The sequence below is a fragment of the Arthrobacter sorbitolis genome, from assembly GCF_054510995.1.
The window spans coordinates 20,058-34,474 of the sequence record NZ_JBTNDM010000004.1 but is presented as its reverse complement, the minus strand read 5'-3'; the positions used below and the strand labels follow the sequence as shown (position 1 = coordinate 34,474).

The window sequence follows — 14,417 nt, the reverse complement described above, 5'->3', positions numbered from 1 at the left end:
CCATCGCGCACCGAACCCCGGGGATCAGCACGCGCCCGGCACCCCTAGGGTAGACGCTTTCACTGGCGACGTTCCCGGGAGGGGTTGCCCTGTGCCCTCCCCCGGCAGCTCTTTGCCCTCAGCGAACGGCTTCCGCGGCAAGGGACACCGGTGAGGCCGGGCCGGTAGCGTGGGTCGCACAGCCGGCCGGAGGAGCACAGCCCCTCCTGCCGGACCCCAAGCTACTCCCAGGACCGGTGGTATCAGTGACCAACCCATCCAATCCCTCGAACGGCGACGACGACACGCCCCAGGATCCGCTGTCCGAGATGCTGGCGAAGATGTTCGGTGGAGGGGCCGGCGGTTTCGATCCCCAGGAGATCGCGAAGGCGGCCGGCCTGCCCTCCGACCCCGCTGCCATGGCGATGATCATGCAGCAGGTCCAGGCCATGTTCAGTTCCCAGAGCGAGGGCCCGGTGAACTGGCAGATGGCGCACGAGCAGGCGCGTCGCGTCGCCGCCTCCGACAACGATCCCTCGGTCACCGCACTGCAGCGGCGCAGCGTCGACGAGTCGTTGAAGCTCGCGGAGATGTGGCTCGACCCGGTGACGGATTTCCCGAGCACGGGCCAGCTGGGCCGGGCGTGGTCGCGCGCCGAGTGGGTGGAGGCGACCATGACGACGTGGCGCCGCCTCACCGAGCCCGTCGCGACGAGCATCGCGAAGGCGCTCTCCGACGTCATCTCGGAGCAGCTGCCCGAGGAGATGAAGTCGATGATGGGCATGATGGGCGGCCCCGCCTCCATGCTCCAGAACGTCGGCGGTGCCATGTTCGGCATGCAGCTGGGCCAGGCGGTGGGCGCGCTCTCGAAGGACGTCGTGGGATCGACGGACATCGGCGTCCCCCTCGCCGACGGACGGATGGCGCTCCTGCCGGCCAACGTCGCGGCGTTCGGTGTCGGGCTCGACATCCCGGAGCAGGAGGTGCAGCTCTTCCTGGCGGTGCGCGAGGCGGCCCACGTGCGCCTGTTCACGCATATCCCGTGGCTCACCGGCCACCTGCTCGGGAGTATCGAGCGGTACGCGAGGGGCATCCACATCGACATGGGGAAGATCGAGGAGGCCGCACGGGACATCGACCCGACCAATCCCGAGAGCCTCCAGGGGGCGCTCTCCCAGGGCGTGTTCATGCCGGAGCGGACCCCCGAGCAGGACGCCGCCCTCGTGCGGCTCGAGACGACGCTCGCCCTCGTCGAGGGCTGGGTCGACGAGGTGACGGCGGCAGCGGCCGCCAACCTGCCGTCGGCCGGGGCACTGCGCGAGATGGTCCGTCGCCGTCGGGCGACGGGCGGACCCTCGGAGCACGCGTTCGCGGCGCTGGTCGGACTGGAACTGCGGCCCCGCCGCCTGCGCGATGCCGCCGCGCTCTGGGCCCTCCTGCTCGAGGACCGCGGCATCGAGGGCCGCGACGCCCTCTGGCAGCACCCCGACCTCCTGCCCACCGCCGAGGACCTCGACGATCCGGCCGGGTTCTCGGAGCGCCGCCGGCTGATCGAGTCGTCGGACGCCGACGTCGATGCGGCCCTCCAGCGGCTCCTCGCCGGGGGCTTCGAGCAGGACGGCGACACCCCGGCGGATGGCGCCCCGGGTGCGGGAGCTCCGGAGGGTGCGGCTCCGACGGACCAGGACGGGCGGACGCCTCCGGCCGGTTCCGGGGACGACTCGGGCGACGACCCCGATACGGAGACGGACCCGGACGGCACCAAGGCCGGCTGAGCGCCGGGCGGCACCCGGCCGACGCCCCGTCGGCCCGTGATCACCCCGGCCTCCGCCCGTCACTCGTCGTCCGGTTCAGGAGCTTCGGTCCAAGAGCTTCGGTCCAGGAGCCTCGGTCGTAGAGCCTCGGTCCTAGAGCTCCTCCACGTCGCCCGACAGGTTGCGGTGCGCGGCGAAGGCCGCGCCGTCGAGGAAGGCCTTCGCCGCCTCGGTGCGCGGATACGACGTGAGCAGGCTCCAGAAGACCGCATTGTGGGAAGGCTCCACGAGGTGCGCCATCTCGTGGAGGATCACGTAGTCGACCACCCACTCGGGCATGCCCTGCAGCCTGTGCGAGAGACGGACGGACCGGTGGGCGGGCGTCGCGGATGCCCACCGCGAGTTCTGGTTGGTGACCCACCCGATCCTCGCGGGTACGCCTCTACCGCCGAGGTACTGGCGGGCCAGCCGCTCGGCCCGCTGCAGCAGCTCGGGGACGGGCTGATCGTGGGCGATCGCGGGGCCGTCGAGGTACTTGGCGGCCATGCGAGCCGTCATCCGCTCCACCCAGTGACGCTCCTGGCCTGCCGAGAAGTGGCCCGGGATCGAGATGCGGATCACCCCGTCCCGGATGTCGGCGCTGACCGTCCTCTTCCGGCGTGCGGAGCGCCGCACCTCGACCGGCAGCCGCGCGGCGCCCGACGGGTCGGCGTCAGGCGTCGTCACCGAGGATCCCGAGGACGGCGTCGCCGTACCGCTCGAGCTTCGCGGAGCCCACGCCGGCCAGTCCGCCGAGCTCCTCGAGCGTCTCCGGTCTCGCTTCGGCGATCGCGACGAGCGTGGCGTCCGTGAAGACGACGAACGCGGGTACGTCCTTGTCGCGGGCCTCCGCGAGGCGCCAGGCGCGGAGCGCGTCGAAGGTCTCCTCCTGGTAGGTCGCCGGGCACTCGCTGCAACGCCCGATCTTGCGCTCGGAGCCGGTGAGGAGCGGGCGCTTGCACACCCGGCACACGGCGGGCGCGGAGGGCTTGCGGGTGGCCTTCGCGCGGGGCTGGCGGAAGGTCGCCTGCCCGGCCGTCGCGGGACGGAGCGGATCGAGGAAGCGTGACGGCTTCCGGCTGGCCCGCCCGCCCGGCGAGCGCGAGGTGGACCAGGACAGCGACAGGTGGATGCGGGCACGGGTGATCCCGACGTACAGCAGCCGGCGTTCCTCGTCGATGGCTTCCTGCGTGTCGGCGAACGAGATGGGCATGAGGCCTTCGCTCAGGCCGACCAGGAAGACGGCGTCCCACTCGAGCCCCTTCGCCGAGTGCAGCGACGCGAGCGTCACACCCTGCACGGTCGGCGCGTGCTGGGACGCGGCCCGCTCCTCGAGCTCGGCGACGAACATCTGCAGGGTGAAGGTCTCGGGCCCACGGACCCTGTTGAGCTCGTCAGCGAGGCCGACGAGGGCAGCGAGCGACTCCCACTTCTCGCGGACCGCCCCGGAGTTCGAGGGCGCGACGGAGGTGTAGCCGAGCGACGCGAGGACGTCCCGGACCTGCTGGGGCACGTCGGCGTCGCCCTGCGTGCGTGCGGCGGCCCGGAGCTGCAGCAGGGCGTCGCGGACCTCGCGGCGCTGGAAGAACCTCTCGCCGCCACGCAGCTGGTATCCGATACCCGCACTGGCGAGGGCCTGCTCGTACGCCTCCGACTGCCCGTTCGTGCGGTACAGGATCGCGATCTCGCTCGCCTTAACGCCCTGGTCGAGGAGCACGCTGATGCGCCGCGCGCATTCCGCGGCCTCGGCCTCGTCGTCGCTGCACTCGGTGAAGACCGGCTCCGGACCTGCAGGGCGCTGCGCGATCAGTTCCAGCGGCGCGGACCACGTGGTGCCGACGGCGCGGCGGTCGGCGTCGTCCCCCCTCGCCGCGAGGAGCGTGTTCGCGGCGCGGACGACCTGCGGGGTGGAACGGTAGTCACGCACGAGCCGGACCACCTGGGCGCCCTCGTAGCGCTTCGTGAAGTCCAGCAGGTGCCGCGACGTCGCGCCCGTGAACGAGTAGATGGTCTGGCTGGCGTCCCCGACGACGCACAGTTCCCGGCGTTCGCCCAGCCACAGGTCGAGCAGGCGCTGCTGGAGCGGGGACACGTCCTGGTACTCGTCGACGACGAAATGGCGGTACTGGGCCCGTACCGTCGCGGCCACCTTCTCGTCCTCCTCGAGGATGGCGACGGTGGTCAGCAGGACGTCCTCGAAGTCGATGAGGTTGCGGTCGATCTTCAGGTCCTCGTACGCCGAGAAGATCCGCGACACCGAGATGAGGTCCATGCCGGCCGGTTCCGCCCGCCCCGCGGCCGCGGCGGCGTACCCGTCGGGCGTGAGCATCGACACCTTGGCCCATTCGATCTCCGCCGCGACGTCCCGGATGGCGGCGCGGTCCGTCGTGAGGCGGAGTCGGCGCGCCGACTCCGCGATGAGCTGGGCCTTGTGGTCCACCAGTGCCGGCAGGGGCCCGCCGACGGCCTGGGGCCAGAAGTACTGCAGCTGCCGGAGCGCGGCGGCGTGGAACGTCCGGGCCTGCACCCCGCCCGCCCCGAGGTCGCGGAGCCGCGTGCGCATCTCCGCTGCCGCGCGGGCCGTGAAGGTGACGGCGAGGACCTGCTGCGGCTTGTAGACGCCGGTGTGGACGCCGTACGCGATGCGGTGGGTGATGGCGCGGGTCTTGCCCGTGCCGGCGCCGGCGAGGACGCAGAGGGGGCCGGAGAGGGTGCTCGCCACGGTCCGCTGTTCGTCGTCGAGCCCCTCGAGGATGCTCTCCTCGAGCAGGATGCCTGACATCAGGGACGCGCCTTCGAGGGCTCCTCGTCCAGCGGCCCACCGTACCAGCGCTCGATGAGGGCACGGGCGATCGAGACGCCGCCCGCGACGGCGATCTTCCCGTCCCGCACCTCGGTGAAGAGCTGCTCGCGCGTGAACCATCGGACGGACCGCATCTCCTCGCGGTCGGGCACGGCGTCGGTGGTGACCGCACGCGCCGTGAAGCCGAGCATCAGCGACGCCGGGAAGGGCCACGGCTGGGAGCCCAGGTACTCGGGCGACCGGATCTCGATGCCGGACTCCTCGCCGACCTCCCGGATCACGGCGGCCTCGAGGGACTCACCCGGCTCGACGAAACCGGCGAGGGTCGAGTACCGGTCCTCCGGCCATGCCACGGCGGAGCCGAGGAGCAGGCGGTCGTCGTCGTCGACCACCGAGACGATGATCGCGGCGTCGGTGCGCGGGTAGTGCTGCGACTCGTCCTTGGGACACTGGCGCACCCAGCCGCCGTCGCGCACCACGGTGGGGGTGCCACAGCGTGGACAGTGCGTGTGGGTCGCGTGCCAGTTCGCGACGGCCGCGGCCTCGACGAAGAGCCCGGCGTCGCGCGCGTCGAGCGACGCGGCGATCTCCCGCAGCCCCAGCCACCGGTCGAGGGGTGCCAGGAGGGGATCCTCCGCCTCGAGGACGGCGACGACGACGCGCTTCCCGGCGTCGGCGGCTCCCTCGTCGATGCGCCCCAGGTAGACGAGGAGCTCGGGCCGCCGCAGCTCGGACGGTGCGAGGAGCCGGAGCGCGCTCCCGTCCACCGGAGCCTTCCCGCGGGCCAGGGGCAGGACCCTCGTCTCCGCCGAGGCCCACAGCCCGTCGAGGAGGTTCGCGGTGGTCCTCGCGTCACCGTCCCGGTCGGAATCCGTGCGCGAGAGCGGCAGCGATCCGAGGGGAGGCAGCACGAGGGTCCGGAGGGGATCGGTCATGCTTCTACGGTACGTTCTCGCTCTCCCAAAACCCATTTCCACGGGGGCCGGTGGAGGAGGAGTGCACGCCTCAAGACGAGTAGTGCATCTGGCGACGCGCCGCATCGGAACTGGTGGGGCGGACCACGGACGCCCTACGGTGGAGCTTGTGAAACGGACACCCATGGAACTTGCTGCCATCGCAAGCGCCGCTGTACCCGGCCTGGCCCCGACGGGCGTCGCCGGCGCTCCCGACGACGCGGCGGATTTCGATTCCGCCCTGCTGGTCGACGACGCGGGGAAACAGTGGAGGGTCCGCTCGCCGAGGCACGCGGAAGCCAGCATGCGGCTCGAGACGGAACTGCAGGCCCTGCGCGCCTTCTCGCCCGCGGTGAAGGCGGAACTGCCGTTCCTCATCCCCCACATGGCGGGCAGCGTCCGGCAGGGCGAGCTCAGCACCTTCGTCTACTCCCACCTCGCCGGGACGACCCGCCCCCTCGCCGCGCTGACCGCGGCGGGCGCGGACATGGCGCGGGAACTCGGGCGCGTCCTCGCCGCGATCCACGAGCTGCCGAAGGACATGGTCCAGCGCGCCGACCTGCCCGGCTACGAGGCGGACGAGTACCGCCATCGGAAGCTGAACGAGCTCGACCAGGCGGCGACGACCGGCCGGATCCCCGCCGTCCTGCTGCGCCGCTGGGAGCACGCCCTCGAGGATGTGACGCTGTGGCGCTTCAGCCCCACCGTGGTCCACGGAGACCTGCACGAGGACCACCTGCTGGTCTCCGGCGGACGGGTGTCCGCCGTGACCGGCTGGACCGACCTGAGCATCAGCGATCCCGCCGAGGATTTCGCCTGGCTCGCCGCAGCGGAGGACACCGGGTTCGTGGACGCCGTCCACGAGGCCTACGTCGAGGCGAGGACGTCCGCCGTCGACCCCCACCTCTCCCGCCGCGCCGCCCTCGCCGCCGAGTTCGCCCTGGCGCAGTGGCTGGTGCGCGGGGTGGCACTCGAGGATGCCGCGATGATCAGCGAGGCCGAGGGCATGCTGGCCACGCTCGAGGCGGACGTGGAGGCCATCGAACGGGAGCAGCACGAGGCCGCTGAGCGTGCGCGGCACGCCCAGGAGGAACGCCTCGCCTGGGGCGACGACCTGGGGACCGACTCCTACGGGCCCGGGCACGACAGCGCTCACCTGCACGACGATGGCCTGCACGACGGCGGCCTGCAGGCCCAGGGGGTGCCGGGGCGTCCCGGTACCGATGTCGGGCCGGCGGCCGGCTCCACCGCGGACGCGTCCGTGCGCGGCATCGCCGCGCGGACCGCCTCCGACATGCCTCCCGACGGGTGGACGGAGGACGGCGACGGCAGGACCGGCAGCCATGCCTACGATCCGGACGGTCCTGTGGCCCCCCGGTTCCACCGGCTTCCGGACAGCACCCCGGCGCAGGAGAACGGCCGCACCGGAGATCCCTCGGAGGCGCACCGCGACGACCACGGGACGGCGTCGGGTTCCTCGCTGGCCTACGCCCGCCTCACCGCCGGTCGCCAGCGGACCGCCGCGACCTCCTCCAAGGTGACGCTGCTCCGGAACACGGAGCAGTCCGCGGGCTCGCCCGACGACGTAGCGACCTCCGCCCTTCCGATCGTCTCCTTCGGGAGCTGACGCCCGCGGCGGTCCGGGGCGGTCAGCCCGCCGCCGTGTCCGCGGCCCGGATGATCTCCTCGAGCTCCGCCGCATCGGCGAGGTCGTGCGGGCGCACCACGAGGTCGTCCGCCACGTAGAAGAACGCGGCCCTCACCTTCTCGAGCGGCACGTCCTTCAGCCGTGACCAGGCGAGCCGGTAGACCGCCAACTGGACCGCCTTGGCCGCGCGCCGGTCGGGAGCAGGCGGGCGTCCCGTCTTCCAGTCGATGAGGTCCCAGCCGCCGTCGGCGTCGCGGAACACCGCGTCGATGCGTCCGCGTACCACGATGCTGCCGATCCTCGTCTCGATCGGGGCCTCGATAGCAGCCGGCTCGCGCAGCGCCCATTCGGACTGCTCGAAGATCGCCGCCATGTCCTTCAGTCCGAGGGTCTCGTCCACGTAGGCGTCCGCCCCGCCCGGATACTCGCCGAGATCGAGCATGCCGCTCGACCCGTAGAACTCCTCGATCCAGGCGTGGAACGCCGTGCCCTTGCGCGCGGCCAAGCCCGGCCGCCGCGGCAGCGGGCGCCGCAGCTGCTGCATCACGGCTCCGGGGTCCTCGCGCAGCTCCACGAGCGTCGAGGCGGAGATGTGTGAGGGGAGCACGAGCGGCATCCGCTCCCGTTCGCGTGCCTGGCGGGCCAGCGCGAGCCGGACCTCACGTCCCCACCGGCCGCCGTCCACGTCGACCTCGAGGGCCGGCGCCGCGGCCTGTTCGAGGACCGCCTGCGCCGCACGCTCCATCGCCGGGCGGCGCGCACCCAGCGGGTCGAACGGCCACGTGGCACGGTCGGGTCGCGCATTCGCGGGGTTGGCGTCCCCCTCGTCGTCCTCGGGGAGCCAGTACGGCATGGTGAAACCCGCGGCCTGCGTCTCGGCCAGGTGCACCAGCTCCAGGAGGTAGGACGACGCCCCCGACGGCCGGGACCTCCCCCCGCCCCACGCCGACGACGTGCAGACGAGAGAGTGCTTGGCACGGGTGAAGGCGACATAGGCGAGCCGGCGTTCCTCCCGCTCCGCGTGGGCCCTCGCCTCGTCGGTGAACTCCTTCTCACTCGCCAGCCATTCCTTCTGGTCCTGCTGCTCCCAGTCCCATTGGGGGAGCTCCGCGGCGTCTCCGCGCAGGGGCCAGGGGATGGATGCGTCACCGCTGCTCCAGCGGGAGTCCTTGCCGCTGGGGAACGACCCGTCGTTGAGGCCGGGCACGAAGACCACGTCCCACTCCAGCCCCTTCGAGGCGTGGACGGTCAGTAGCTGCACCGCGTCCCTGCTCGCTTCGAGCTGCGTCACGGGCAGCCCGTCCTCCTCCTGGTCGGCCGCTTCGAGCCACGCCAGGAACGCCGGCAGGTCGACCCGCTCGGCGGTGGACACGAAGCCGGCGACGGCTTCCGTGAAGGCGTCCAGGTTCCGGCGCGCCTCGTGGATGGTCACCCCGGGCTTCGCCGCCACCTCGATGTCCAGCAGGATCGTGCGCTCGACCTCCCCGATCATGGTGCCGAGGTCGTCGCCCACGAAACTGCGGAGGCCCCTCAGTTCCCGCCGGAGCGTGTCGAGCCGCCGTCGCGCCACGTCGCCGAGCGACCGGCCCGACGACGACACCCAGTCCGCCGGGGGCAGGTAGTCGACGGCCTCGACGAGGCTCCCCGACTCCGCGAGGTCGGGGGCGACGACCGCGGCCTCGGCCTGTTCGTCGTCGAGCTCCTCCCCGGCGGCGGCTCCGCGGCGGAACATCGCCTCCCGCGTCCGGGCGAGCTGCCGCGACCAGTCGCCGAGCGCCATGAGATCGGACGGACCGAGACGCCAGCGCGCGCCGGAGAGCAGCCGCAGCATCGCGTCCGAGCGGTCGGGGTCGCCGAGGACCCTCAGGGTGGCCAGCAGGTCCACGATCTCGGGGGTGCGCAGCAGACCGCCGAGGCCCACGACCTGGACCGGCACGCCCGCGCGCTCCAGCTCCCGCCGGATCGGGTCGAACTGCTTGCGGCCGCGGCACAGCACGGCCATGGTCGGGCGTAGCGGGTCGCCGGCGTCGTCGGTCTCGAAGCTGCGCCGTCGCTGGCGCAGGACCTCCCGCGCGATGGCCTCGGCCTCGCTCAGCGCCGGGGCGGGGCGCGCCGACGGTGTCCCCTCGGGCAGCGGCTCCGCGGCGCCGACAGGGGCGTCGGTGAGGAAGCGCCCGAGCGTCACTTCTCCGAGCGGCGCCTTGGGACGCGCCACCAGCCCGGGTACCTGCTGGACCGTGGTGGTGCGGAGCCACGGTGCCGGCACGTTGAGGGGCGCGGACACCCTGTTCGCGGCCGCCAGGATCGAGGTGGAGTTCCGCCAGGCGACGGACAGGTGGGCGACCTCCGACGGCGCGCGTCCGGCCTCGACCACTCTCGGGAAAGCCGTGCGGAAGGTGGCCAGCTGACCGGCCGAAGCGCCCCTGAACCCGTAGATGGACTGGTGCGGATCACCGACCGCCGTGACCGAGCGCCCGTCGGCGAACAGCCGGGAGAACAGCACCATCTGCGCATGCGAGGTGTCCTGGAACTCGTCGAGCAGCACGACCCTGTACTTCTCGCGTTCCATCAGGCCCGCTTCGGGGATGTCCCGGGCGATCCTCGCGGCGAGGGACACGAGGTCCCCGAAGTCGAGCTGCCGGCGCGCGAGCTTCGCGGCGGCGTAACGCTCCGCGAGTTCCGTGACCGTGACGCGGGTGCGCAGCTTGTCGATCAGCCTGGACGCATCCTGGGTGGTCGCCCTGGTGGACCCCGCGACGTAGGGCCGGGCGGTGACGTGGTCGATGTGGCGGCGCAGCTCGGCGCGCACGGTGGCGGGACTGACCAGATGCTCCGCGCACTCCCCCGCCATGTCGAGGACGGCCTTCACGAGCGTGCTCTTCGCGGCCCTGAGGTGTTCCCACTCGCCGTCGTACGTCTCGACCACGGTGGACGCGAGCTGCCAGGACTGGGCCGTGCCGAGCATCACCGAGTCGCGTTCGACGCCGATGCGCAGCCCGTAGTCCTGCACGATCCCGTTGGCGAACGAGTGGTAGGTGGAGATGGCCGGGTCGAGCCGGTCGAGCGAGTCCCCTCCCGCGGCGGCGTCGTCCCGCTCGAGCGCCGTATAAAGCTGCGCCAGGCGTTGCCGGACCCGCGAGGCGAGCTCTCCGGCCGCCTTCCGGGTGAAGGTGACGCCGAGGATCTGCTCGGGCCGCACGAGGCCGTTCGCGACGAGCCAGACCACCCGGTCCGCCATCGTCCGGGTCTTCCCGGAGCCGGCGCCGGCGATGACGAGGAGCGGCTCCAGGGGCGCCTCGATCACCCGTGCCTGGTCCTCCGTGGGGTACGGCACGGCGGTGTCGGACTCGGTGTGCAGCAGCTCCGCGAGTGCCCGGGCGGAGTATCGTGCGGTCGCTGTCCCCGACGCCACTACTGGGTCACCTGCTTGCCCTCTTCGCACAGCGGGCAGATCTCGGGCAGTCGGCAGCCGCTGCCGCCGAACCCCGAACGCCGCGGATCGTGGATGGTGTCGAACGTCGCGGCAGCCATGAGCGCTGCGGCATCCTCGATCATCGTCCTCGCCCAGGTGTCCTCGGGACCCACCGGGGGCTGCTCCTGGACGGACACCGCCTTAGAGTCCTTGCCCAGCTGGACGAGCGATGCACCGCCCGGAGCCCCCGACGCATCCACCAGTGCCGTCCCGTCCGAGGCGACGGCGTCCTGCAGCCCACCCGCGGACACGGCGGTCTGGTAGGCGGCGAGCTGCGGGTGGCGCGCGATCTCCGCGCCCACGGGTGCACTCCTGCCGGTCTTCAGGTCGACGACGACGAAGCGGCCCTCCGCGTCGAGCTCGAGCCGGTCGATCTGGCCGCGCAGCCGCGCGACGCGCTCCGCTCCGTCGAGCCGCACATCGAGGTCCACCGAGAAGTCGACCTCGGTGGCCGCCAGGGTCCGCCCTGCCTTCCGCATGGACAGCACGTACGCGGCGAGCTTGCGCACCATGCCCTCGGCACGCCGGAAGTCGGCCTGCCCCTCCCACGTGTCCCTGATGCCCAGTTGCGGCCAGCGCCGCTCCAGTTCGCGGACGTACTCGTTGCCGGTTGCCTCGGGGAGGTCCTGCGCGATCTGGTGCACGAGGGTGCCGAGGGACCGGGCGAAATCGGTGGTCCGTTCCCCTCCGGCGGCCGAGACGAACCAGCTGAGGGGCGAGGTGAGGACCGACTCCACCTTGGAGGGCGAGACGGGGACGGGCTGCTCCGGTGGAACCACGGGCTCCTCGCTGCTCATCGCGAGCACACCCCACCACTGCGCCGGGTGCGCACCCGGCACCGGCGGCTCGAGGGCGGCCATGCGCCCGAGGTGCTGGACCGCCTCGCGGGAGAGGGCAGGGCCGGCCTGGGTGTCCTGCGCGAACTTGCGGAGTTCGGCGACCAGGGCGCGGAGGGTGAGGGGCCGCAGCACCTCGGTGCGCGGCCTCTCCGCGACGCCCACCGGCAGGGGATCGAGCACGTCGAGGAACTGGGACGCCTGTTCGTCCTGCGAGGAGACGGCGCAGCAGACGAGTTCCTCGGTCGCCCGGGACACGGCGAGGGAGAACGTCCGCAGCTCGTCGAAGCGGATGTCCTGCAGCAGCGACACCGGGTCCCGCGTGCTGCGGAAGGACTCGCCGTGGTCCAGCAGGGCGCGCAGCTCCCCCGACCCGAGGAGTTCTCCTCGCAGCCGGAGGTTCGGCCACACGCCGTCCTGCACGCCGGCGACGATCACGAGCGGCCAGTGGCGGCCGGCGGCACTCGCGGGCGTGAGGACCGAGACCGAGGCATGGCGCGTGGTGCGCTGCGTCAGCGTGTCCATGGGGATGTCCTGGCTGAGGATGTAGTCGAGGAAGAGTTCGGGGTCGGCGCCGGGCATCTGCTCGACGAAGCGCTCCGCGGTGGTGAACAGTGCCATCATCGCGTCCAGGTCCCGATCCGCGCGCGCGGAGGACGGCCCCTCGGACAGGGCCGCGGACGACCACTGCTGGGCGAGCCCGGACGCCGACCACAGCGCCCACAGGACGGTCTCCGGGTCGCGTCCCGGATCCGCGATCGCGGCGCGCGCCGCCTCGAGCATGCGGTGCAGCCGGCGGACGGGGGCGCCCTCCGTCGGCAGCGCGGCGATCTCCTCGGGTGCGGAGAACAGGGCCGCGAGTAGCTCGTCGCTCGTGCGGCCGCCGCCCTGCTGGAGTTCCGTGCGCCGCAGGACCTGGCGCAGCCGTCGGAGGTCGAGGCTGCCCGCCCCGCCGATCCGCGACGTGAGCAGCGAGATGCACAGCTCCGTGTCCAGCTCGGCCCTTCCCACGACGACGGCGTAGAGATCGAGCAGGGGCCGGACGGCGGGTTCCTCACGGATGGCCGTCTCGGCAGCCGGCACGTTCACGGCGATGCCCTGCGCTGTCAGGAAGCGCTGCACGGCACTCACCTGCGCCCCGTTCCGCACGATCACCGCCATGTCGTCGAGGCTCCGACCACCGAACAGGTGGGCTTCCAGCACCCGCTGGGTCAGGAATCTCTGTTCGTGGAAGACGCTGTCGAGCACGTGGGCGGACACGACCGGTCCTCCGGCCGGTCCTCCGGCCGTCCGACGGCCGGGCGCGGCGCCCTGGGGCGTCCTGTACGCGGTGCTGACGCCGGTGGTGGCGATCCGCGCCGCCACGTTGCCCCATGCCTCCGCGAGCCGGTCCCCCATGGTCAGGGACGCGGGCAGGGTCACCGTGGTGAGGCCGTTCCCGCGGCGGAACAGGGTGGACAGCCGGCCGGTCAGTTCGGGGCGGGCCCCGCGGAAGCCCTGCGCGACGGTATCCGGGCAGGAGGTGACCACGACGTCGTTGCCCGCCCCGATCAGTCCCAGCAGGGCATGGACGGCGGGGTTCGCCTCCTGGTAGTCGTCGACGAGGACGAGCTGCAGCCGTTCCCGTTCCCGGTCCAGGAAGTCCCGGTCCGTCTCGAGGATCTCCCGGGCGGCCGTGAGGATGCCTGCCGGGTCGAAGGCCTCGGGCATCCGGAGGTCCAGGACGTCGCGGTACTCGCGGTACAGCGCCGCCGCCGCGACCCAGTCCGGGCGGTCGAACCGGTGTCCCCAGGCGGCGAGGTCGTCGGCCTGCACGCCGTACTCGCTGACGCGGTCGAAGAGGTCCCGGATCTCCTGCCGGAACCCGCGTGTGGGCAGCGCGAGGGCGAGCCCCGACGGCCAGTCGGGGGCGGCGGCCCCGTCGCGTCCGTGTCCGGCGAGGAGCTCCTTGATGATGAGGTCCTGTTCGGCGCCGGACAGGAGCCTCGGCGTCCGTGTGATCAGGGGAGTACGCCCCTCGGCCTTCGCCCGGCGGATGAGGTCGAAGGCGTAGGACGCCCAGGTGCGCGCGGGCGCGGTGCTGATGCTGCGGTCCAGTTTCGCGGTCAGCTCGTCCCGGAGGCGGGTGGCCGCGGCGCGTGTGGGTGCGAGGAGGAGGAGCCCCTCGGGGTCCACGGCGCCCGCCTCGATGCGGCGGACGGCGAGATCGGTGAGGAGGGAGGACTTCCCGCTGCCGGGAGCGCCGAGCACGAGGACCTGACCGGCCAGGGCTTCCAGCGACGCGAGGACGGCGTCGTATCCCCGCCTGGACGGCGGAGTGCCTCCCGGGAGGGGGGCGGCGGACGCCGCCGGAGCGTCGGGGAGGGTGCTGGTCATGCCTCAAGACCATCACATGCCACGGACAATCAGCGACAGCGTGACGGGCGCCGCTACGGCCCGGGCCGCCGGAGCGACGCGCCGAGCGCCGCCATCCGGGACAGGTCCGCCTCGGAGGGCCACCAGCGCGCCGTCCGGAGGTCCACGCGGTACTCGGCGCCCGCAGCGTCCGGCGGCACGGCCAGGGCCGTGCCCTCGTCCTCGTAGTGGCGCAGGGCATCCCGTGCGAACCCGCGCGGCGGGTGGCCTCCGGCGCGCAGGACCCGCCACCACGGGACCTCCCGGGTACTGCGCGACAGGGCCCTGCCGACCTGGCGGGGACCACCGCAGTCGAGGAGTTCCGCGATGTCCCCGTACGTCAGGACGCGGGCGGCAGGGATCATCTCCGCGACGGTGAGCACGGCGTCCGTGTAGGCGTCGGCGTCGACCCGGGGCGACGGCGCGCGTCCCGACCCGACGGCACCCAGCCGCAGGGAGCCCCGGACGTCCGCACCTCGACCTCGCATGGGCCCCACCCTAGTCGGGACCGCGGTCCAGGAGCCTCAATTGGTCGGAGC

The 14,417-nt window shown here is 72.7% G+C and carries 8 protein-coding genes; 2 read left to right on the top strand and 6 right to left on the bottom strand.

Annotated elements, in window-relative coordinates:
- Positions 1–308 precede the first annotated feature (308 nt).
- Positions 309–1,754, top strand: coding sequence for a zinc-dependent metalloprotease (locus ACX80K_RS10230; protein ID WP_459271926.1), 1,446 nt, complete (start codon positions 309–311; stop codon positions 1,752–1,754).
- A gap of 132 nt (positions 1,755–1,886) precedes the next feature.
- On the opposite strand, the gene ACX80K_RS10225 is transcribed toward ACX80K_RS10230, so the two are convergent.
- From ACX80K_RS10225 to nudC, 3 genes are read right to left on the bottom strand one after another with little or no spacing between them, the layout of a single operon-like run.
- Entirely contained in the window at positions 1,887–2,459 is a 573-nt protein-coding gene (locus tag ACX80K_RS10225) for a M48 metallopeptidase family protein (protein ID WP_459271763.1), read from the bottom strand.
- Positions 2,446–4,554: an ATP-dependent DNA helicase UvrD2 gene (locus ACX80K_RS10220; protein WP_459271762.1), complete on the bottom strand. Its 2,109-nt coding sequence runs from the start codon at positions 4,552–4,554 to the stop codon at positions 2,446–2,448. The genes ACX80K_RS10225 and ACX80K_RS10220 overlap by 14 nt, the downstream gene beginning before the upstream one ends.
- Positions 4,554–5,510 (bottom strand): NAD(+) diphosphatase, encoded by a 957-nt coding sequence (gene nudC / locus ACX80K_RS10215; RefSeq protein WP_459271761.1) that lies wholly within the window; start codon positions 5,508–5,510, stop codon positions 4,554–4,556. The genes ACX80K_RS10220 and nudC overlap by 1 nt, the downstream gene beginning before the upstream one ends.
- A 163-nt stretch (positions 5,511–5,673) precedes the next feature.
- On the opposite strand from nudC, the gene ACX80K_RS10210 reads away from it, so the two are divergent.
- On the top strand, positions 5,674–7,155 hold the full coding sequence (locus tag ACX80K_RS10210) for a phosphotransferase (RefSeq protein WP_459271760.1): 1,482 nt from the start codon (positions 5,674–5,676) through the stop codon (positions 7,153–7,155).
- A 22-nt stretch (positions 7,156–7,177) separates the two neighbouring features.
- On the opposite strand, the gene ACX80K_RS10205 is transcribed toward ACX80K_RS10210, so the two are convergent.
- Genes ACX80K_RS10205 through ACX80K_RS10195 form a run of 3 tightly spaced genes read right to left on the bottom strand, consistent with a single transcriptional unit; the run spans position 7,178 to position 14,366 of the window.
- Positions 7,178–10,588 (bottom strand): ATP-dependent helicase, encoded by a 3,411-nt coding sequence (locus ACX80K_RS10205; RefSeq protein WP_459271759.1) that lies wholly within the window; start codon positions 10,586–10,588, stop codon positions 7,178–7,180.
- The gene (locus tag ACX80K_RS10200) at positions 10,588–13,860 is read right to left on the bottom strand and encodes an ATP-dependent helicase (protein ID WP_459271758.1); all 3,273 of its coding nucleotides are present in this window, start codon (positions 13,858–13,860) and stop codon (positions 10,588–10,590) included. Before ACX80K_RS10200 ends, ACX80K_RS10205 begins: the two co-directional genes overlap by 1 nt.
- 53 nt (positions 13,861–13,913) lie before the next feature.
- Positions 13,914–14,366, bottom strand: a complete 453-nt coding sequence (locus ACX80K_RS10195) for an MGMT family protein (RefSeq protein ID WP_459271757.1) — start codon at positions 14,364–14,366, stop codon at positions 13,914–13,916.
- Between the last annotated feature and the right edge of the window lie 51 nt (positions 14,367–14,417).

Bases quoted from the DNA above. Each gene is read 5' to 3' on its own strand.
- ACX80K_RS10220 (WP_459271762.1), bottom strand. From the start codon at position 4,554: ATGTCAGGCATCCTGCTCGAGGAGAGCATCCTCGAGGGGCTCGACGAC.
- nudC (WP_459271761.1), bottom strand. From the start codon at position 5,510: ATGACCGATCCCCTCCGGACCCTCGTGCTGCCTCCCCTCGGATCGCTG.
- ACX80K_RS10200 (WP_459271758.1), bottom strand. From the start codon at position 13,860: ATGACCAGCACCCTCCCCGACGCTCCGGCGGCGTCCGCCGCCCCCCTC.
- ACX80K_RS10230 (WP_459271926.1), top strand. From the start codon at position 309: ATGCTGGCGAAGATGTTCGGTGGAGGGGCCGGCGGTTTCGATCCCCAG.
- ACX80K_RS10210 (WP_459271760.1), top strand. From the start codon at position 5,674: ATGGAACTTGCTGCCATCGCAAGCGCCGCTGTACCCGGCCTGGCCCCG.
- ACX80K_RS10195 (WP_459271757.1), bottom strand. From the start codon at position 14,366: ATGCGAGGTCGAGGTGCGGACGTCCGGGGCTCCCTGCGGCTGGGTGCC.